The sequence below is a fragment of the Pseudomonas sp. p50(2008) genome (assembly GCF_015351605.1).
In the GTDB taxonomy this organism is placed as follows: Bacteria; Pseudomonadota; Gammaproteobacteria; order Pseudomonadales; family Pseudomonadaceae; genus Aquipseudomonas.
The window spans coordinates 218,351-239,593 of sequence record NZ_JACMYF010000007.1 but is presented as its reverse complement, the minus strand read 5'-3'; the positions used below and the strand labels follow the sequence as shown (position 1 = coordinate 239,593).

Annotated in this window: 15 protein-coding genes; 9 read left to right on the top strand and 6 right to left on the bottom strand. The window is 59.9% G+C overall.

The genetic code is table 11. The annotated features are described in order from the left end of the window. Nucleotides 1–46: 46 nt before the first annotated feature. The 5 genes from rlmF to H7698_RS20735 all read right to left on the bottom strand — a co-directional run bounded on the left by rlmF (nucleotide 47) and on the right by H7698_RS20735 (nucleotide 6,669). A complete protein-coding gene (gene rlmF, locus H7698_RS20755; RefSeq protein WP_194692682.1) occupies nucleotides 47–1,069 on the bottom strand; it encodes a 23S rRNA (adenine(1618)-N(6))-methyltransferase RlmF in 1,023 nt (340 codons plus the stop codon). Between the two features lie 265 nt (nucleotides 1,070–1,334). Further along, the gene (locus H7698_RS20750) at nucleotides 1,335–4,181 is read right to left on the bottom strand and encodes a valine--tRNA ligase (protein ID WP_194692681.1); all 2,847 of its coding nucleotides are present in this window, start codon (nucleotides 4,179–4,181) and stop codon (nucleotides 1,335–1,337) included. A gap of 128 nt (nucleotides 4,182–4,309) precedes the next feature. Beyond that, nucleotides 4,310–4,684, bottom strand: a complete 375-nt coding sequence (locus H7698_RS20745; RefSeq protein ID WP_194692680.1) for a DNA polymerase III subunit chi — start codon at nucleotides 4,682–4,684, stop codon at nucleotides 4,310–4,312. An 8-nt stretch (nucleotides 4,685–4,692) separates the two neighbouring features. After that, the gene (locus H7698_RS20740; protein ID WP_194692679.1) at nucleotides 4,693–5,121 is read right to left on the bottom strand and encodes a DNA polymerase III subunit chi; all 429 of its coding nucleotides are present in this window, start codon (nucleotides 5,119–5,121) and stop codon (nucleotides 4,693–4,695) included. A gap of 57 nt (nucleotides 5,122–5,178) precedes the next feature. Next, on the bottom strand, nucleotides 5,179–6,669 hold the full coding sequence (locus tag H7698_RS20735; RefSeq protein WP_194692678.1) for a leucyl aminopeptidase: 1,491 nt from the start codon (nucleotides 6,667–6,669) through the stop codon (nucleotides 5,179–5,181). Nucleotides 6,670–7,062: 393 nt separating this feature from the next. On the opposite strand from H7698_RS20735, the gene lptF reads away from it, so the two are divergent. The 8 genes from lptF (at nucleotide 7,063) to pdxJ (ending at nucleotide 15,505) form a co-directional block, all read left to right on the top strand. Further along, nucleotides 7,063–8,181 (top strand): LPS export ABC transporter permease LptF, encoded by a 1,119-nt coding sequence (lptF, locus tag H7698_RS20730; RefSeq protein WP_194692677.1) that lies wholly within the window; start codon nucleotides 7,063–7,065, stop codon nucleotides 8,179–8,181. Next, the gene (gene lptG / locus H7698_RS20725; RefSeq protein WP_194692676.1) at nucleotides 8,174–9,235 is read left to right on the top strand and encodes an LPS export ABC transporter permease LptG; all 1,062 of its coding nucleotides are present in this window, start codon (nucleotides 8,174–8,176) and stop codon (nucleotides 9,233–9,235) included. Before lptF ends, lptG begins: the two co-directional genes overlap by 8 nt. Nucleotides 9,236–9,406: 171 nt before the next feature. Continuing rightward, on the top strand, nucleotides 9,407–11,206 hold the full coding sequence (gene lepA / locus H7698_RS20720) for a translation elongation factor 4 (RefSeq protein ID WP_162441056.1): 1,800 nt from the start codon (nucleotides 9,407–9,409) through the stop codon (nucleotides 11,204–11,206). A 5-nt stretch (nucleotides 11,207–11,211) separates the two neighbouring features. Further along, nucleotides 11,212–12,066, top strand: coding sequence for a signal peptidase I (lepB, locus tag H7698_RS20715; protein ID WP_162441055.1), 855 nt, complete (start codon nucleotides 11,212–11,214; stop codon nucleotides 12,064–12,066). 184 nt (nucleotides 12,067–12,250) lie between these two features. Further along, nucleotides 12,251–12,940, top strand: a complete 690-nt coding sequence (gene rnc / locus H7698_RS20710) for a ribonuclease III (protein WP_027924885.1) — start codon at nucleotides 12,251–12,253, stop codon at nucleotides 12,938–12,940. Beyond that, nucleotides 12,933–13,835, top strand: coding sequence for a GTPase Era (era, locus tag H7698_RS20705; protein WP_194692675.1), 903 nt, complete (start codon nucleotides 12,933–12,935; stop codon nucleotides 13,833–13,835). The genes rnc and era overlap by 8 nt, the downstream gene beginning before the upstream one ends. Before the next feature lie 167 nt (nucleotides 13,836–14,002). Continuing rightward, nucleotides 14,003–14,692, top strand: a complete 690-nt coding sequence (gene recO / locus H7698_RS20700; protein ID WP_194692674.1) for a DNA repair protein RecO — start codon at nucleotides 14,003–14,005, stop codon at nucleotides 14,690–14,692. A gap of 66 nt (nucleotides 14,693–14,758) precedes the next feature. Beyond that, nucleotides 14,759–15,505, top strand: coding sequence for a pyridoxine 5'-phosphate synthase (pdxJ, locus tag H7698_RS20695; protein WP_008151581.1), 747 nt, complete (start codon nucleotides 14,759–14,761; stop codon nucleotides 15,503–15,505). 104 nt (nucleotides 15,506–15,609) lie between these two features. Here pdxJ and mltF read toward each other — a convergent pair whose 3' ends face one another. Next, complete coding sequence (gene mltF, locus H7698_RS20690) at nucleotides 15,610–17,070, bottom strand: membrane-bound lytic murein transglycosylase MltF (RefSeq protein WP_162438717.1); 1,461 nt, start codon at nucleotides 17,068–17,070, stop codon at nucleotides 15,610–15,612. A gap of 274 nt (nucleotides 17,071–17,344) precedes the next feature. Here mltF and purL point away from each other — a divergent pair, with 274 nt between their 5' ends. Further along, nucleotides 17,345–21,241 (top strand): phosphoribosylformylglycinamidine synthase, encoded by a 3,897-nt coding sequence (gene purL, locus H7698_RS20685; protein WP_194692673.1) that lies wholly within the window; start codon nucleotides 17,345–17,347, stop codon nucleotides 21,239–21,241. Nucleotides 21,242–21,243 lie beyond the last annotated feature (2 nt).

Below are 21,243 nucleotides of genomic sequence, written 5' to 3'. Positions count from 1 at the left end.
TCGCGAGCAGGCTCACTCCTACAGTTAATCTGCGGTGGTCAGTTACTCAGCTTTTTTTAACCCAGCGCTGGCGCCACACCTGCTGTTCACTCTTGGTCTGGAACGTCCAGGCGACAAACCGGCTTTTCTTCTGCCCCTGGGACATTTCCACGACCTGGCTTTCCAGTACGCCGGCCTTTCTCAGGGCTGTCTCGATCGCCGGCAAGTTCGATGCCTTGGAGACCAAGGTGCTGAACCACAGCACTTTGTGTTGGAAATGCGCGCTCTCGGCGATCAGTTGCGTCACAAAACGCGCTTCGCCACCTTCACACCACAGTTCCGCCGACTGACCGCCGAAGTTCAGCACCGGCAGTTTGCGTTTAGGGTCGGCGCGGCCCAGGGCGCGCCATTTACGCTCGCTGCCTTTGGTTGCTTCGTCCATCGACGCGTGGAACGGCGGGTTGCACATTGTCAGGTCAAAGCGTTCGCCCGGTTCCAGCAAGCCCAGCAGAATGTGCTTGGGGTTGGACTGCTGGCGCAACTGGATGGCTTTGTTCAGCCCGTTCGATTGCACAATGGCTTTGGCTGCTGCCACGGCTGTCGGGTCGATTTCCGAACCGAGGAAGTGCCAGCGGTAGTCACTGTAACCGATCAACGGATAGACGCAGTTGGCGCCCATGCCGATATCGAGCACCTTGACCGGCGCGCCGCGTGGGATTTCGCCGTCGTTGACGCTGGCCAGCAGGTCCGCCAGGAAGTGCACATAATCGGCACGACCCGGAACAGGAGGGCACAGGTAGTCAGCCGGGATGTCCCAATGGGCAACGCCGTAGAACGACTTGAGCAATGCCCGGTTGAACACGCGCACCGCGTCCGGGCTGGCGAAGTCGATGCTTTCCTTGCCGTACGGGTTGATGATCACGAACTTCGCCAGTTCCGGCGTGGTCTTGATCAGCGCCGGGAAGTCGTAGCGACCCTGATGGCGGTTGCGCGGATGCAGGCTGGCCTTTTCACGAGGCTCCACGGCGTTGGCCGGGGTCGCGGATTCAGGCTTTTTGCGCGCAGGTTTGGGTGTGCGGGGGGCGTTCATGGGCGTTGTCGATTCGGGTATGGCTGAAAGTGGCGGGTATTGTCCCACATCCAAGCCTTGTGAACCCAATTGTGACAAACACCGCTGTCCCCTTGTAGGAGGGAGCCTGCTCGCGATGGCTGCGTGTCAGTTAACGATGATGTCGACTGATGGACCGTCATCGCGAGCAGGCTCACTCCTACAGTGGATTTTGGTGGATTAAGGGAGCGTCGGGGACAAAAAAGGGAGGCCGTTGCGGGCCTCCCTTTTTTATTGCGATTTGCCGTTACAGGCTGGCAATCCGCGCATGCTGCTCGGCCAGCTTGCCCAAAGCCTGTTCGGCTTCAGCCAGTTTGGCGCGTTCCTTCTCGATGACTTCGGCCGGGGCCTTGTCGACGAAACCAGCGTTGGACAGCTTGCCGCCTACGCGCTGAACTTCACCCTGCAGACGCAGGATTTCCTTGTCCAGGCGTGCCAGTTCGGCGTCCTTGTCGATCAGACCGGCCATCGGCACCAACACTTCCATCTCGCCTACCAGCGCGGTGGCGGACAGCGGTGCTTCTTCGCCGGCAGCCAGTACGGTGATCGATTCGAGACGAGCCAGCTTTTTCAGCAGGGCTTCGTTCTCGGTAAGACGGCGCTGATCTTCGGCGCTGACGTTTTTCAGGAACAGGTTCAGCGGCTTGCCCGGACCGATGTTCATCTCGGCGCGAATGTTGCGCGTGCCGAGCATCAGTGTCTTCAACCACTCGATGTCATCTTCGGCGCCCTGATCGATACGCGCTTCATTGGCCACTGGCCAAGGTTGCAGCATGATCGTCTTGCCTTCGATACCGGCCAGCGGTGCGATGCGCTGCCAGATTTCTTCGGTGATGAACGGCATGAACGGATGCGCCAGACGCAACGCAACTTCCAGCACACGAACCAGTGTGCGGCGGGTGCCGCGCTGGCGTTCGACCGGCGCATTTTCGTCCCATAGCACAGGCTTGGAGAGTTCGAGGTACCAGTCGCAATACTGGTTCCAGATGAACTCGTAGAGCGCTTGTGCCGCCAGGTCGAAGCGGAACTGGTCGAGCTGACGCGTTACTTCGGCTTCGGTGCGTTGCAGTTGCGAGATGATCCAGCGATCCGCCAGGGACAGCTCGTAAGCCTCGCCGTTCTGGCCGCAATCTTCGCCCTTGTCCAGCACGTAGCGCGCGGCGTTCCAGATCTTGTTGCAGAAGTTGCGATAGCCCTCGACGCGACCCATGTCGAACTTGATGTCACGACCGGTGGACGCCAGCGAGCAGAACGTGAAGCGCAGGGCATCGGTGCCGTAACTGGCGATGCCGTCGGCGAACTCGTCGCGGGTCTGCTTCTCGATCTTCTTCGCCAGTTTCGGCTGCATCATGCCGGAGGTGCGTTTCTGCACCAGATCTTCCAGCTCGATACCGTCGATGATATCCAGCGGGTCCAGGACGTTACCCTTGGACTTGGACATCTTCTGGCCCTGGCCATCACGCACCAGACCGTGCACATAAACAGTCTTGAACGGGACTTGAGGGGTGCCGTCTTCGTTCTTCACCAAGTGCATGGTGAGCATGATCATCCGGGCAACCCAGAAGAAAATGATGTCGAAACCGGTGACCAGCACGTCGGTGGAGTGGAATTTCTTCAGGAACTCGGTCTGCTCAGGCCAGCCCAGGGTGGAGAAGGTCCACAAGCCGGAGCTGAACCAGGTATCGAGAACGTCGTTGTCCTGCTGCAGCGCAACGTCCGGCCCCAGGTTGTTCTTGGCGCGTACTTCGGCTTCATCGCGGCCCACGTAAACCTTGCCCGACTCGTCGTACCAGGCCGGAATCCGGTGACCCCACCACAGCTGACGGCTGATGCACCAATCCTGGATATCGCGCATCCACGAGAAGTACATGTTTTCGTACTGTTTAGGCACGAACTGGATACGGCCGTCTTCAACAGCGGCGATCGCAGGTTCGGCCAACGGCTTGGTGGACACGTACCACTGGTCGGTCAGCCACGGCTCGATGATGGTGCCGGAGCGGTCGCCTTTCGGCACTTTCAGGGCGTGATCGTCAACACTGACCAGCAGGCCCGCTGCGTCGAATGCCGCAACAATTTGCTTGCGCGCTTCGAAACGGTCGAGGCCGGCGTATTCGGCCGGGATCTTGCCGTCGATGCTTTCGTTCAGCGTGCCATCGAGGTTGAACACCTGGCAGGCAGGCAGCACGGCCGCGTTCTTGTCGAAGATGTTCAGCAGCGGCAGGTTGTGGCGCTTGCCGACTTCGTAGTCGTTGAAATCGTGAGCCGGGGTGATTTTCACGCAGCCGGTGCCGAATTCAGGGTCGCAATAATCGTCGGCGATGATCGGGATGCGGCGGCCGACCAGCGGCAGCTCGACAAATTTGCCGATCAGGGCTTTGTAGCGTTCATCTTTCGGGTTAACCGCGACGGCGGAGTCGCCGAGCATGGTTTCCGGGCGAGTGGTCGCGACGATCAGGAAATCGTTGCCTTCAGCGGTTTTTGCGCCATCGGCCAGCGGGTATTTCAGGTTCCACAGGAAACCTTTCTCGTCGTGGTTTTCCACTTCGAGGTCGGAGATCGCCGTGTGCAACTTGGTGTCCCAGTTGACCAGGCGCTTGCCGCGATAGATCAGGCCGTCTTCGTGCAGGCGCACGAACGCTTCTTTAACGGCTTCCGAGAGACCGTCGTCCATGGTGAAGCGCTCGCGGCTCCAGTCGACGGACGAACCGAGGCGGCGGATCTGACGGCTGATGTTGCCGCCGGACTGATCCTTCCATTCCCAGATTTTCTCGAGGAATTTCTCACGGCCCAGATCATGACGGCTCTGGCCTTGGGCTTCGAGCTGACGTTCCACCAGCATTTGCGTGGCGATACCGGCGTGGTCGGTGCCCGGCTGCCACAGGGTATTGCGACCCTGCATGCGGCGAAAACGGATCAGGGCGTCCATGATCGCGTTGTTGAAACCGTGACCCATGTGCAGGCTGCCGGTGACGTTCGGCGGCGGGATCATGATGGTGTAGGACTCGCCCGCGCCTTGCGGGGCGAAGTAATTCTCTGACTCCCAGGTGTTGTACCAGGAAGCTTCAATGGCGTGCGGCTGGTAGGTCTTATCCATGCGCGGCGGGACCCTATTGGCATTTATTCAGGAAAAGCCGGCAAGTATAGCGGGGCATGGGGCGCAGGGCGAGCGGGGGCGGACTGTGGCGAGGGGATAAATCCCCTCGCCACAGAGGGGATTGAGGGTCATTCGTACTGACTGAGCAACCTTTCCATCCGCGCGGCGAGCCGGCGTTTGATTTCGGTCTCGATATGCGGAGCGAAGTCATCGATCACGTCTTGCATGATCAGCATGGCGGCGGCGCGCAGTTCGCCGTCCAGATGCAGCAGGGCGTCGGGGCCTTTGTCCGCAGCAGGTGCTGCCGGGGCGGGGGAGGGCTCGGCGGCAGGCGGCGCGGTGTCGACGGCCTCGAACAACATCGGAATCTGTTCCTGATCCTCGTCCTCGACCGTGTCGGTCAAAAGCGGGGGTTGCAGGTTGTCATCGCCGAGCAGTTGGCGGATCGACTCGAGGTCGTCCAGCAGATGCGCGGACTGTTGGTGCGTTTTTGGCGTGTCCATCGGAATACTCAGAGTCGCTGTAAACGGTGGTCTTGCAGAGGATAGCCCTGTTCGCGATAGAAGCGGAAACTCTCCCGCGCGGCCTGGCGAATCGTTGGCTCTTCTACCACCACTTCCGCCACACGGGCGAAGTGTTTGGCAAAGGCGGGCACTTTCAGGTCAAGGTTGACCAGCAGATCCTGGTGCTGACCGCAGTCGTCACCCAGTCCCAGCACGATCAAACCCTCCGGCTCGTTTTCGGCGGGCCCGTGTGGAACGAAACTTTCGCCCTTGAAGGCCCACAGGCGTGCATCAAGATCGTCGCGCTGGGCTGCATCGCTGCAATGCAGATAGATGCGGTGCCCCATGCGCCACGCTTTTTCGGTGAGCTTGCAGGCGAAATCCAGCCGCGCCGAAGGATCGGCGCTGGGCAGGATATAGAAGTCGACTTTGGTCATTGCGGTTCCTGAGCCTGTAGCGGCGTTACCGAAGCAACGCCGCTCAGGTCATCGGTTTCAGGCTTTGGCGCGATCCAGCAGGTATTGGGTCAGCAGTGGAACCGGGCGGCCAGTGGCGCCTTTGTCCTTGCCGCCGCTGGTCCAGGCAGTGCCGGCGATGTCCAGGTGCGCCCAGTTCAGGTTCTTGGTGAAGCGCGACAGGAAGCAGGCGGCAGTGATGGTGCCGGCTTTCGGGCCGCCAATGTTGGCGATGTCGGCGAACGGGCTGTCCAGCTGTTCCTGGTACTCGTCGAACAACGGCAGCTGCCAGGCGCGGTCGTCGGCGGACTGGCCGGCGCTCAACAGTTGGCCGATCAGTTCGTCGTTGTTGCCCAGCAGGCCGGAGGTGTGAGCACCCAGCGCAACGACGCAAGCGCCGGTCAGGGTCGCGATGTCGATCACGGCCTGTGGCTTGAAGCGTTCGGAGTAGGTCAGGGCATCGCACAGCACCAGACGGCCTTCGGCGTCAGTGTTGAGGATTTCCACGGTCTGGCCGCTCATGGTGGTCACGATGTCGCCAGGGCGCGCAGCGTTGCCGCTCGGCATGTTTTCGGCGCAGGCGAGGATGCACACCAGGTTGATCGGCAGTTTCAGCTCGAGCACGGCACGCAGGGTGCCGAACACACTGGCAGCGCCGCCCATGTCGTACTTCATTTCGTCCATGCCGGCGCCTGGCTTGAGGCTGATGCCGCCGGTGTCAAACGTGATGCCTTTGCCGACCAGCGCGTAAGGCTTCTCGGATTTCTTGCCACCGTTGTATTGCATGACGATCAGGCGCGGAGGCTGGGCGCTGCCCTGGCCGACGGCGTAGAACGAGCCCATGCCCAGGTCCTTGATCTTCTTCTCATCGAGGACTTCGACTTTCAGGCTTTTGAATTCCTTGCCCAGGTTCTTCGCCTGTTCGCCGAGGAACGTCGGGTGGCAGATGTTCGGTGGCAGGTTGCCCAGGTTACGGGTGAACGCCATGCCATTGGCAATCGCGGTAGCGTGGGCCACGGCGCGTTCAACTTCAGCCTGGGCTGCCTTGATGGTCACCAGGGTGACTTTCTTCAGTGCGCGAGGCTCGGCTTTCTGGCTCTTGAACTGATCGAACGTGTACTCGCCGTCCACCAGGGTTTCGGCCAGCAGACGGGTCTTGCCGTAGCTGTCGCGACCTTTGACCACCACTTCGTCCAGCGCAAGCACCGCATCAGTGCCGCCCAGACCTTTCAGGGTGTTGAGGATGCCGGCGATCATTTTACGGAACGGGCGATCGCCCAGCTCTTCGTCCTTGCCCACGCCGACCAGCAATACGCGCTCGGCTTTGAGGTTCGGCAGGCTGTGCAGCAGCAGGCTCTGGCCGACTTTGCCGGCCAGGTCGCCGCGCTTGAGGACAGCGCTGATTGCGCCGCCGCTCAATTCGTCGAGTTGCTTGGCAACGGCGCCAAGTTTGCGGCCTTCGCTGATGGCGACGACCAGAGTGGCGGTCTTCAACGTTTCTGGGTTAACGCTTTTTACAACCAGTTCCATGTCCGGGCCCCTGAATCAATGGTCAACACGCAAGCGTATGAACTTGCTTATAAATAGAAAGACGCAAGACACGACCTGCGACAAAGGCCGCAGTTTGAACCTCGCCTGCTGCGCCTGACAACCCTCGGTCTTACGATTGTGGGGGCGAGCCGGCTCGCAAGGAACCCGAGCCCGCCACGGGGTGTCAGACTTCCCGCTGCAGGTAGGCGATGATCCTCGGATCGCCGTCCGGAGCAGGCTTGCTCCTGCGCCCTGCGCGCCAATGCATTGCGCAGTGACAGGCGCGCACAATCACAGGATAATGCGCCATCTTTTCGGCGGCCCTGCCTTGCGGTCCGCCTGATATGTTTGCTTGTTTGGCCGCCTTCGCCTGACAACCCTGGAGTGTCTGGTTTGATTGTCTTTCGTTACCTATCCCGCGAAGTCCTGTTGACCCTGAGTGCCGTTAGCGCCGTGCTGCTGGTCATCATCATGAGCGGACGCTTCATCAAATACCTCGCCCAGGCGGCGGCAGGTCTTCTGGATCCGGGCTCGCTGTTTCTGATCATGGGTTTTCGACTTCCGGGTTTCCTGCAGCTCATCCTGCCCCTCGGGCTGTTTCTGGGCATCCTGCTGGCCTACGGTCGCTTGTACCTCGAAAGCGAAATGACCGTCCTGTCGGCCACCGGCATGAGCCAGCAACGCCTGTTCGCCATGACTCTGTTTCCGGCCACTCTGGTCGCCCTCGTGGTGGCGTGGTTGAGCCTGAGCCTGGCGCCACAAGGGGCCAATCAATTCCAGTTGCTGTTGAACAAGCAGGACGCCCTGACCGAGTTCGATACGCTGGAGCCCGGACGCTTCCAGGCGTTGCGTGACGGTACGCGGGTGACCTATACCGAAACGCTGACGGACGATCGTATCCATTTGGGTGGCGTGTTCATTTCGCAAAAGAACACGTCGTCGGACCAGAAGGATCGTGGTATTTCCGTGCTGGTGGCCGAAAAAGGCCGTCAGGAAATCCGCCCGGACGGCAACCGCTATCTGATTCTCGACAACGGTTACCGCTACGACGGCAGTCCGGGGCAGGCTGATTACCGTGCAATCAAATACGAAGAATATGGTGTTCTGCTGCCCAAGCCGGATGTCAGTGACGAAGTCACCGACCGGGATGCAATGCCTACCAGCAGCCTCTTTGGTAGTGAAGACATCCGTTCGCGCACCGAGCTGCAATGGCGAATCTCGCTGCCATTGCTGGTGTTCATCGTCACGCTGATGGCGGTGCCGCTGTCGCGCGTCAATCCGCGTCAGGGCCGTTTCCTCAAACTGCTGCCGGCGATTCTTCTCTACATGGCTTACCTGACCATCCTGATTGCCGCCCGTGGCGCGCTGGAAAAAGGCAAGCTTCCGATGGCTTTGGGCCTGTGGCCGGTGCACGGAATCTTCCTGGCAATTGGCCTCGTCCTGCTTTATTGGGAGCCCATGCGCTTGAAAATGGCGAGTCGCCGCAGCGCGCTGGAGGTGGCCCGTGGTTAAGCTGGATCGCTACATCGGTAGCAGCGTTTTCGTGGCCATCCTGGCGGTATTGGGGATTATTCTCGGTCTGGCGACGCTGTTCGCCTTTATCGATGAGATGGGCGACGCCAGCGATACCTATACCTTGCTGGACGTCTTGAGCTACGTCCTGCTGACGGCGCCGCGCCGTCTCTACGACATGTTGCCGATGGCGGCGCTCATCGGGTGCCTGATCGGTCTGGGTAGCCTGGCCAGTAACAGCGAACTGACGATCATGCGCGCAGCCGGCGTTTCCATCGGCCGTATCGTCTGGGCGGTCATGAAGCCGATGCTGGTATTGATGGTCGCTGGTGTGTTGATTGGCGAATACGTGGCGCCCGCCACCGAAAGCGCCGCGCAAGCCAATCGTTCATTGGCACAAGGCAGTGGGGATGCACAAAGCGCCCGGCATGGCTTGTGGCATCGCCAGGGTGACGAGTTCATCCACGTCAACTCGGTACAGCCCAATGGCTTGCTGTATGGCGTAACCCGTTACCACTTCGATAAAGAACGGCACATGCTGTCGGCGAGTTTTTCCAAGCGCGCCGAGTTCGACAAGGATCACTGGCAGCTTAGCGACGTCACCACCACGCTGTTCCATGAGAAAAGCACCGAAGTGGTCACGACACCTGTAGAGCGCTGGGAAATTGCCCTGAGCCCGCAGTTGCTGAGCACTGTGGTCATGGCGCCCGAGTCGCTGTCGATTTCCGGCTTGTGGGGTTACATCCATTACCTGGCTGACCAGGGGCTGAACAACGGCCGGTACTGGCTGGCATTTTGGGTCAAGGTGTTGCAGCCACTGGTCACCGCTGCACTGGTGCTGATGGCGATCTCCTTCATCTTCGGTCCGCTGCGTTCGGTGACCCTCGGCCAGCGTGTGTTTACTGGCGTGCTGGTGGGGTTCACCTTCCGTATCGTCCAGGATCTGCTCGGCCCTTCGAGTCTGGTGTTCGGTTTCTCGCCGCTGTTTGCAGTGCTGGTGCCCGCCAGTGTGTGCGCCCTGGCCGGGGTCTGGCTGTTGCGTCGGGCCGGTTGATTCCGGGTATTTCCCTGCTTCGCCACTCTCAAGAAACGCCCCTGCCGCAAGGTCGGGGCGTTTTTGTATGCGCCGTCTGACCTGCAAACGTGACGCTTGCGCCGTGGATCAGGTACAATTCCCGGCTATTTTTCGGCGGGCTATGCCTGCAGCCTTTTTGAGTGTTGATCCGTGAGTGATTTGAGTCATATCCGCAATTTCTCCATCATCGCCCACATTGACCATGGCAAGTCGACGCTGGCTGATCGATTCATCCAGATGTGCGGCGGCCTTGCCGAGCGCGAAATGGAAGCCCAGGTGCTGGACTCCATGGACCTGGAGCGTGAACGCGGGATCACCATCAAGGCCCATAGCGTCACCCTGTATTACACCGCTCGCGATGGCATCAAGTACCAGCTGAACTTCATTGATACCCCGGGCCACGTTGACTTCACCTATGAAGTCAGCCGGTCGCTGGCGGCCTGTGAAGGTGCGTTGCTGGTAGTCGATGCCGGTCAGGGCGTTGAGGCGCAGTCTGTTGCCAACTGCTACACGGCCATCGAGCAGGGCCTGGAAGTCATGCCGGTCCTGAACAAGATCGACCTGCCACAGGCCGATCCGGACCGCGTCAAAGAAGAAATCGAGAAAATTATCGGCATCGACGCGACGGATGCGGTCGAGTGCAGTGCCAAGACCGGTCTGGGCGTCGATGAAGTACTCGAGCGCCTGGTGCATACCATTCCTGCGCCAACCGGTAACTACGAAGATCCGCTGCAAGCGTTGATCATCGACTCCTGGTTCGACAACTATCTGGGCGTTGTTTCCCTGGTTCGCGTGCGCCATGGCCGCGTGAAGAAGGGCGACAAGATTCTGGTCAAGTCCACCGGCAAGATCCACCTGGTGGACAGCGTCGGTGTCTTCAACCCGAAACACACCGCCACCGTTGACCTGAAGGCCGGCGAAGTGGGCTTCATCATTGCCGGCATCAAGGACATTCACGGTGCACCGGTCGGTGACACCCTGACCTTGAGCTCCACGCCCGACGTCGATGTGCTGCCAGGCTTCAAACGCATTCAGCCGCAGGTCTACGCCGGCCTGTTTCCGGTCAGCTCCGACGATTTCGAAGACTTCCGCGAAGCGCTGCAAAAGCTCACGCTGAACGATTCGTCGCTGCAATACACCCCGGAAAGCTCCGACGCCCTGGGCTTCGGCTTCCGTTGCGGCTTCCTCGGCATGCTGCACATGGAAATCATCCAGGAGCGCCTGGAGCGCGAGTACGACCTGGACCTGATCACCACGGCGCCAACCGTAATTTTCGAGCTGCTGCTGAAAACCGGTGAAACGATTTACGTCGACAACCCGTCGAAGCTTCCAGACCTGTCCTCTATCGAAGACATGCGTGAACCGATCGTGCGGGCCAATATTCTTGTGCCGCAGGAGCACCTGGGCAACGTCATTACCCTGTGTATCGAAAAGCGTGGCGTGCAGCACGACATGCTGTTCCTCGGTACCCAGGTCCAGGTGACCTACGATTTGCCGATGAACGAAGTGGTCCTCGACTTCTTTGACCGTCTCAAGTCGACCAGCCGTGGCTATGCTTCGCTGGATTACCATTTCGATCGTTATCAATCGGCTAATCTGGTGAAGCTGGATGTGCTGATCAACGGTGACAAGGTCGACGCCCTGGCGCTGATCGTGCACAAGGATAACGCGCACTACAAAGGTCGCCAGTTGACCGAGAAGATGAAAGAACTGATTCCGCGTCAGATGTTCGACGTTGCGATCCAGGCCGCCATTGGCGGTCAGATCATTGCGCGTACGTCCGTCAAGGCACTCAGAAAGAACGTATTGGCCAAATGCTACGGCGGCGACGTTAGCCGTAAGCGCAAGCTGTTGGAAAAGCAGAAGGCCGGTAAAAAACGCATGAAGCAAGTCGGTAACGTGGAAATTCCACAAGAAGCCTTCCTTGCAGTGCTCAGGTTGGATAGTTAGGTCCTATGTCACTAAATTTCCCGCTGTTGCTGGTCATCGCCGTGTTCGTCTGCGGCCTGTTGGCGTTGCTCGATCTGGTTATTCTTGCGCCGCGTCGGCGTGCTGCCATTGCTTCCTATCAGGGCAGCGTCAGCCAGCCTGACGGGATGGTGGTCGAGAAACTGAACAAAGAGCCGCTGCTGGTCGAATACGGCAAATCGTTCTTCCCGGTGCTGTTCATCGTGTTGGTGCTGCGTTCGTTCCTGGTGGAACCGTTCCAGATTCCATCCGGCTCGATGAAACCGACCCTGGATGTCGGCGACTTCATTCTGGTGAGCAAGTTTTCCTACGGGATCCGCTTGCCGGTGATCGACAAGAAAATCATCGAAGTCGGTGATCCGCAGCGCGGCGATGTGATGGTCTTTCGCTACCCGAGTGATCCGAACGTCAACTACATCAAGCGTGTAGTGGGCCTGCCGGGTGATCAGATTCGTTACACCGCGGACAAGCGCCTGTTCGTCAACGGCGAGTCAGTCGCCGAGCAACTGGTGGGCTCCGAACCGGGCACGCTGGGCAGCGCCGAGCTCTACAAGGAAAAACTCGGCATCGCCGAGCACCTGATCCGCAAGGAAATGAGCCGCTACCGCGCAACGCCGGACCGTTCATGGACCGTGCCTGCCGGGCACTACTTCATGATGGGCGACAACCGCGACAATTCGAACGACAGTCGCTACTGGGATGATCCGAACATTCCCAAGGATCTGCTGGGCATGGTTCCCGACAAGAATATCGTCGGCAAGGCCTTCGCTGTCTGGATGAGCTGGCCAGAACCCAAACTCAGTCACCTGCCGAATTTCTCGCGGGTTGGCCTGATCAAGTAATCACACACGGCGCTGTTGAACACAGCGCCGAATGCATTTCTGGAACCGGCACAATCGGCCCCGGACGCATGAAAACAATGATATTCAGGATGTAATTTTTGAACACAGCGTTAATTGTCCCAAGCCCGCGCCGCACCACGGCGATGGCGGTGGAATCCAGCCACGAACTCAGCGTGGGTACACCGTGAGCGTTTCCTTAAGCCGTCTAGAGCGTCAGCTCGGCTACACCTTCAAAGACCAGGAACTGATGGTCCTGGCCCTGACTCACCGCAGCTTTGCCGGGCGTAACAACGAACGCCTGGAGTTCCTCGGTGATGCCATTCTCAACTTCGTCGCTGGCGAAGCGCTGTTCGATCGCTTCCCGCTGGCTCGCGAAGGCCAACTGTCACGCTTGCGTGCCCGCCTGGTCAAAGGCGAGACCCTGGCCGTGCTGGCCCGTGGTTTCGACCTGGGCGACTACCTGCGTCTGGGTTCCGGTGAATTGAAGAGCGGCGGTTTTCGTCGCGAATCGATTCTGGCCGATGCCCTGGAAGCGCTGATTGGTGCAATCTACCTGGATGCTGGCATGGACATGGCGCGCGAGCGCGTTCTGGCCTGGCTGGCCGGTGAGTTCGAAGGCCTGACACTGGTCGACACCAACAAAGATCCAAAAACCCGTTTGCAGGAATTTCTGCAATCGCGCGGTTGTGAGCTGCCACGTTACGAAGTGGTGGATATCCAGGGTGAGCCGCATTGCCGGACGTTCTTCGTCGAATGTGAAATCACCTTACTGAATGAAAAAAGCCGAGGTCAGGGTGTGAGTCGTCGTATTGCCGAACAGGTAGCGGCCGCCGCAGCACTGATTGCCCTGGGTGTGGAGAATGGCAATGACTGATTTAACCGCAACACGCTGTGGCTATGTTGCCATCGTCGGCCGTCCCAACGTGGGCAAGTCCACGCTGCTGAACCACATTCTGGGCCAGAAGCTGGCGATTACCTCGCGCAAGCCTCAGACCACGCGTCACAACATGCTGGGCATCAAGACCGAAGGCGCCGTGCAGGCCATCTACGTCGACACCCCCGGTATGCACAAAGGTGGCGAAAAAGCCCTCAACCGCTACATGAACAAGACCGCTTCGGCGGCGTTGAAAGACGTCGACGTGGTGATCTTCGTGGTGGATCGCACCAAGTGGACCGACGAGGACCAGATGGTCCTGGAACGCGTCCAGTACGTGACCGGCCCGCTGATCGTGGCGCTGAACAAGACCGATCGCATCGAAGACAAAGCTGAACTGATGCCGCACCTGTCGTGGTTGCAGGAACAGCTGCCGAACGCGCAGATCATGCCGATCTCGGCCCAGCACGGGCACAACCTCGAAGCGCTGGAGCGAGTGATCGCCGGTTACCTGCCGGAGAACGATCACTTCTTCCCGGAAGATCAGATCACTGACCGCAGCAGTCGCTTCCTGGCGGCTGAATTGGTGCGCGAGAAAATCATGCGCCAGATGGGCGCGGAGCTGCCGTACCAGATCACCGTGGAAATCGAAGAGTTCAAGCAGCAGGGCAAAACCCTGCACATTCATGCTTTGATCCTCGTAGAACGTGACGGTCAGAAGAAGATCATCATTGGTGACAAGGGCGAGCGCATCAAACGCATCGGCACCGAGGCGCGCAAGGACATGGAGCTGTTGTTTGACTCCAAGATCATGTTGAACCTCTGGGTCAAGGTGAAAGGCGGCTGGTCTGACGACGAGCGTGCCCTGCGTTCGCTGGGTTACGGCGACCTGTAAGACTCGGTTTTCGCTATAACGTATAACCCTGTGGGAGCGGGCTTGCCCGCGATGAGGATGTAACCTTCAGCAGAGATGTTGGCGGTGACGCCGCCATCGCGGGCAAGCCCGCTCCCACATTAGGTTTGTGTTGATTACAAGACGGCACTCCTTTCAGCGAGACACTCATGTCCTCAACCCCACCCATCGCCCAACCCGCCTTCGTACTCCACACACGCGCTTACCGCGAAAGCAGTGCACTGGTGGACTTCCTCACGCCGCAAGGTCGGCTGCGGGCGGTGTTGCGCAGTGCTCGAGGTAAGGCCGGAACATTGGCGCGACCCTTCGTGCCGCTGGAAGTGGAGTTTCGGGGGCGTGGCGAGCTGAAGAACGTCGGGCGAATGGAAAGCGCGGGTGTATCCACCTGGCTTATCGGGGAGGCACTGTTCAGTGGCCTCTATCTCAATGAACTGCTGATTCGAATGCTGCCCGCCGAAGACCCTCTTCCCGGTGTATTCGATCACTATGCCGCGACGTTGATTGCGCTGGCCGAGGGCCGTCCCCTGGAACCACTGCTGCGTTCCTTTGAGTGGCGGCTGCTGGATGATCTTGGTTATGGCTTTGCGCTGAGTACCGACATCCATGGCGAGACCATCGCGCCGGATGGGCTCTACCGTTTACAAGTGGACGCGGGGCTTGAGCGCGTGTATCTGCTGCAACCCGGTTTGTTCAACGGCACTGAGCTGCTGGCCATGGCCGAAGCCGACTGGTCCGCCCCCGGCGCGTTGTCGGCTGCCAAGCGGTTGATGCGCCAGGCCCTGGCCGTGCATCTGGGTGGTCGGCCGTTGGTGTCCCGAGAGTTGTTTCGAAAGCCCTAGGGTCAACAGACACAATCTCCCCGTGTATGCTGTGCACCGAACTTTCCCCTCTTCAGGAGCGCTTCCGTGACCACCAGCAATCGCATTCTTCTTGGCGTGAACATTGATCACGTTGCCACTCTGCGTCAGGCCCGGGGCACTCGCTATCCCGATCCGGTCAAGGCTGCGCTGGACGCGGAAGAGGCGGGCGCTGACGGGATCACCGTGCATCTGCGCGAAGACCGTCGGCACATCCAGGAGCGCGACGTACTGTTGCTCAAGGACGTTCTGCAAACCCGCATGAACTTCGAAATGGGTGTCACGGAAGAGATGATGGCGTTTGCCGAGCGCATACGTCCGGCGCACATCTGCCTGGTGCCGGAAACCCGCCAGGAATTGACCACTGAAGGTGGCCTGGACGTAGCGGGGCAGGAAGCTCGCATCAAGGCCGCAGTGGATCGCCTGGCGAAGATCGGCTGCGAGGTGTCGCTGTTCATTGATGCCGATGAGCGTCAGATCGAGGCCTCTCGTCGTGTTGGCGCGCCGGCGATCGAACTGCACACCGGTCGCTACGCGGACGCGGAGACGCCGACCGACGTGGCTGAGGAACTGAAGCGTGTAGCGGACGGCGTAGCCTTCGGTCTGGCCCAGGGTTTGATCGTCAACGCCGGTCACGGTCTGCACTACCACAACGTTGAAGCGGTCGCTGCGATCAAGGGCATCAACGAACTGAACATCGGCCACGCACTGGTGGCGCACGCGCTGTTCGTCGGCTTCAAGTCGGCGGTGTCGGAGATGAAAGCGCTGATTCTGGCTGCGGCGTTGAAAGGCTAAATCGGCGGCGCTGCCATCGCGGGCAAGCCACGCTCCCACAGGTCTGAGTCGATCTGTGGGAGCAAGGCTTGCCCGCGATGGCATCCTGGAAAGCTGCAAAGGTTTTAAAGCTGCGGCGTTTCCTGGCTCGGCTTGGTCTTGTCGATGCCCGGCACATGCAGGTTGCCCTCGGCCACTTGATCGCCTTCAAGCTGCGGCTGCGTGACCCAGGTCAGAATGTCGTAGTAGCGCCGAATGTTCGCCACAAAGTGCACAGGCTCGCCGCCTCGGGCGTAGCCGTAGCGGGTTTTGCTGTACCACTGCTTTTGGGACAGGCGCGGCAGGATCTTCTTCACGTCCAGCCATTTGTCCGGGTTCAACCCTTCCTTGGCCGTCAGTTTGCGGGCGTCATCCAGGTGACCGCTGCCAACGTTGTAGGCCGCAAGTGCAAACCAGGTGCGGTCGGGTTCCTGAATCGACTCGTCCAGCTGATCTTTCATGTAGGCCAGGTACTTGGCCCCGCCCATGATGCTTTGTTTGGGGTCAAGCCGATTGGAGACGCCCATGGCCTGCGCCGTATTCTGGGTCAGCATCATCAACCCCCGAACGCCCGTCTTGGACGTGACGGCCGGTTGCCACAGGGACTCCTGATAACCCACCGCCGCCAGCAAGCGCCAGTCGACCTTCTCTTTCTTGGCGTATGCCTTGAAGTGCTGTTCGTACTTGGGAAGCCGTTGCTGCAAATGTTGGGCGAAGGTGGTGGCGCCCATGTAGCCAAGGACATCGACGTGGCCGTAATAGCGATCCTTGAGCCGCTGCAGCGTGCCGTTCTTCTTCACTTTGTCGAGGTAACTGTTGATCTCGTTGAGCAGGCTGTTGTCTTCGCCCGCTGCCACCGCCCAGCTCTGGTTGCTGGCGTCTCCCAGGTCGAAAGCGACCCGTATGTTGGTGAAGTAGACCTGGTTCATCGCCACTTCATTGGAGTCGACCAGGGTCAGATCGATCTGGCCTTCGTCCACCATCCGCAGCAGGTCCACGACTTCAACTGCGTCGGACTCTTCGTATTCAATGGCGGGGAATTTCTTTTTCAGCTCTGCCAATTGTTCGGCGTGGGTGCTGCCCTTGAGCACCATGATCTTCTTGCCGACCAGATCGCCTGCATCGGTTGGCCGCGATTGGCCATTGCGATAGATGATCTGGGGGGTGACTTCGAGGTAAGAGTGGGAAAACCGCACTTGCTTCTTGCGTTGCTCGCTGCTGACCAGACCGGCAGCAGCCATGACAGGGCCGTTAGGTTTGCCCACCTGATTGAACAGGTCATCAAGGTTGTCGGCGGTTTCGATTTTGAGCTCGACCCCCAGATCGTCGGCGAAACGCTTCACCAGCTCATATTCGAAGCCGGTTTCACCGTTGCGATCCTGAAAGTAAGTGGCGGGACTGTTTCGGGTAACCACCCGCAGCACACCATCCTCCTTTACGCGCTCCAGTGTGTTGGGTTTATCAACACACCCGTTGAGCATCAGGAAGAGTCCGGTTGCGATCAGCCATTTGGCGTACCGCGGACGCAAAGCCGTTGGGGAAAACATCTGCGCAGTATACGCAAAGGACCACGAGCGCCATATCTCGACAGCGAAGGGCTAGTCTGCTAGAGATCGAAAAACCGCTCCAGAGCCCGCAGGAATGGGCCTGAACGCTTATTTGTGACAGCAAAAATAACCCCGCATGCACTTCGATTTAAGGTTCGAATCCCCAGCCCGACGCCCGGGTATGGCCGCCCGTACCGTTTCGGGTGATGTCGCGGGCGGTTTAGGCTAGAATGCACGGCCTCAAAGCACACCCCTTCCCGAGGCTGTCCCGAAGATGTTGATCCTGCGCGGCGCTCCTGCCCTTTCTGCCTTTCGCCACAGCAAACTCCTTGAGCAACTGAGCCAGAAAGTCCCGGCTGTCAGCGGCTTGTATGCTGAATTCGCTCACTTCGCCGAAGTTACCGGCGTCCTGACCGGCGACGAACAGCAGGTGCTTGCGCGCCTTCTGAAGTACGGCCCAAGTGTTCCTGTCCAGGAGCCGACCGGTCGTCTGTTCCTGGTGTTACCGCGTTTCGGCACTATCTCGCCGTGGTCGAGCAAGGCCAGCGACATTGCCCGCAACTGCGGCCTGGCCAAGATCCAGCGCCTTGAGCGCGGCATTGCCTTCTATGTTGCCGGCCAGTTCAGCGACACCGAAGCGCAGTTGATCTCGGACGCCTTGCACGACCGCATGACCCAGATCGTTCTCGCCAGCCTCGAACAAGCCGCCGGCCTGTTCAGCCACGCTGAGCCGAAACCGCTCACCGCGATCGATGTGTTGGGTGGCGGCCGTGCCGCGCTGGAAAAAGCCAACACCGAACTGGGCCTGGCCCTGGCTGAAGACGAGATCGACTATCTGGTCAACGCCTTCATTGGCTTGAAGCGCAACCCGCACGACATCGAACTGATGATGTTTGCCCAGGCGAACTCCGAGCACTGCCGTCACAAGATCTTCAACGCCAGTTGGGATATCGACGGTCAGAGCCAGGAAAAAAGCCTGTTCGGCATGATCAAGAACACCTACCAGATGCACAGCGAAGGCGTTCTGTCGGCTTATAAGGACAACGCGTCGGTGATCGTCGGTAACGTTGCCGGCCGCTTCTTCCCGGACCCTGAAACCCGCCAGTACGGTGCGGTGCAGGAACCGGTGCACATCCTGATGAAAGTCGAGACGCACAACCACCCGACCGCGATTGCCCCGTTCCCGGGCGCGTCCACCGGTTCCGGTGGCGAAATCCGCGACGAAGGTGCCACCGGTCGCGGCGCCAAGCCAAAGGCTGGCCTGACCGGTTTCACCGTATCCAACCTGCAAATCCCGGGCTTCGAACAGCCGTGGGAAGTGCCGTACGGCAAGCCTGAGCGCATCGTTACCGCGCTGGACATCATGATCGAAGGCCCACTGGGTGGTGCCGCGTTCAACAACGAATTCGGCCGCCCGGCACTGACCGGTTACTTCCGTACCTTCGAACAATCGATCACCACCCCGCATGGCGACGAAGTTCGTGGCTACCACAAGCCGATCATGCTGGCGGGCGGCATGGGTAACATCCGTGCCGAACACGTGCAGAAAGGCGAGATCACCGTCGGCTCCAAGCTGATCGTGCTCGGCGGCCCGGCGATGCTGATCGGTCTGGGTGGCGGTGCGGCTTCCTCCATGGCCACCGGCACCAGCTCGGCGGACCTCGACTTCGCCTCTGTACAGCGCGAAAACCCTGAGATGGAGCGCCGCTGCCAGGAAGTCATCGACCGTTGCTGGCAATTGGGTGACAAAAACCCGATCAGCTTCATCCATGATGTCGGCGCGGGTGGTCTGTCCAATGCCTTCCCGGAACTGGTCAACGACGGTAACCGTGGTGGCCGCTTCGAACTGCGCAACATTCCAAACGACGAGCCGGGCATGGCCCCGCACGAAATCTGGAGCAACGAATCCCAGGAACGTTACGTTCTGGCGGTCGGCCCGGCTGACTTCGAACGCTTCCAGGCGATCTGCGAACGCGAGCGTTGCCCGTTTGCCGTCGTCGGCGAAGCCACTGCCGAGCCGCAACTGACGGTCACCGACAGCCACTTCGGCAACAGCCCGGTGGACATGCCACTGGAAGTGCTGCTGGGCAAAGCCCCGCGCATGCACCGTTCGGCTGTACGTGAAAACGAGCTGGGCGATGATTTCGATCCGAGCACCCTGGAGATCGCAGACTGCGTCGAGCGCGTTCTGCATCACCCGGCTGTCGCCAGCAAAAGCTTCCTGATCACCATCGGTGACCGCACCATCACCGGCCTCGTGGCCCGTGATCAGATGGTCGGCCCTTGGCAGGTTCCGGTCGCCGACGTTGCCGTCACTGCCACCAGTTTCGACGTTTACACCGGTGAAGCCATGGCCATGGGCGAGCGTACTCCGCTGGCACTGCTGAATGCTCCGGCGTCCGGCCGTATGGCCATCGGTGAAACCCTGACCAACATCGCCGCTTCGCGCATCAACAAGATTTCCGACATCAAACTGTCGGCCAACTGGATGTCCGCTGCCGGTCACCCGGGTGAAGACGCACGCCTTTACGACACCGTGAAAGCGGTCGGCATGGAATTGTGCCCTGAGTTGGGCATCACCATTCCAGTGGGCAAGGACTCCATGTCCATGGCCACGCGCTGGAACGACGAAGGCGTCGACAAAACCGTGACGTCGCCGATGTCGCTGATCGTGACCGGTTTCGCGCCAGTGGCTGACATCCGTCAGACCCTGACCCCGGAACTGCGCATGGACAAGGGCACCACCGACCTGATCCTGATTGATCTGGGTCGTGGCCAGAACCGCATGGGCGCCTCGATCCTGGCCCAGGTTCACGGCAAGCTCGGTTCCCAGGCTCCAGACGTTGACGATGCCGAAGACCTCAAAGCCTTCTTCGCTGTGATCCAGGGCCTCAACGCCGACGGTCACTTGCTGGCCTACCACGACCGCTCTGACGGCGGTTTGCTGACCAGCACCGTGGAAATGGCGTTCGCCGGTCACTGCGGTCTGAGCCTGAACCTCGACGGTCTGGCAGAAACGTCCGCCGACATCGCTGCCATCCTGTTCAACGAAGAACTGGGTGCCGTGATTCAGGTTCGCCAGGACGCTACGCCAGACATCCTTGCGCAATTCAGTGCTGCCGGTCTGGGCGAGTGCGTGTCGGTGATCGGTCAGCCGATGAACAACGGCCAGATCAACATCACCTTCAACGGCGAAACCGTGTTCGAAGGTCAGCGTCGTCTGCTGCAGCGTACCTGGGCTGAAACCAGCTACCAGATTCAGCGCCTGCGTGATAACGCCGACTGCGCCGAACAAGAATTCGACGTGCTGCTGGAAGAAGACAACCCGGGCCTGAGCGTCAAGCTGAGCTTTGACGTGAACCAGGACGTTGCCGCGCCTTACATCAAGAAAGGCATTCGCCCACAGGTTGCCGTACTGCGTGAGCAGGGCGTCAACGGTCAGGTGGAAATGGCAGCCGCCTTCGACCGCGCCGGTTTCAGCGCGATCGACGTGCACATGAGCGACATTCTGGCCGGCCGTGTCGACCTGAACGAGTTCAAAGGTCTGGTCGCTTGCGGTGGTTTCTCCTACGGCGACGTACTGGGTGCCGGCGAAGGCTGGGCCAAGTCCGCGCTGTTCAACAGCCGTGCTCGCGACGCGTTCCAGGGCTTCTTCGAACGTAACGACAGCTTCACCCTCGGCGTGTGCAACGGTTGCCAGATGATGTCCAACCTGCACGAACTGATTCCGGGCAGCGAGTTCTGGCCGCACTTCGTGCGTAACCGTTCCGAGCAGTTTGAAGCGCGTGTGGCGATGGTTCAGGTTCAGGAGTCGAACTCGATCTTCCTGCAAGGCATGGCCGGTTCGCGCATGCCGATCGCCATCGCTCACGGTGAAGGTCACGCCGAATTCGCCAGCGAAGAAGCGTTGCTTGAAGCTGATCTGTCGGGTTGCGTAGCGATGCGTTTCGTCGACAACCACGGCAAGGTCACCGAGAGCTACCCGGCCAACCCGAACGGTTCGCCGCGCGGTATCACCGGGCTGACCAGCCGTGACGGTCGCGTGACCATCATGATGCCGCACCCGGAGCGCGTGTTCCGCGCCGTGCAGAACTCGTGGCGGTCGGAAGACTGGAACGAAGACGCGCCGTGGATGCGTATGTTCCGTAACGCTCGCGTGTGGGTGAACTAAGC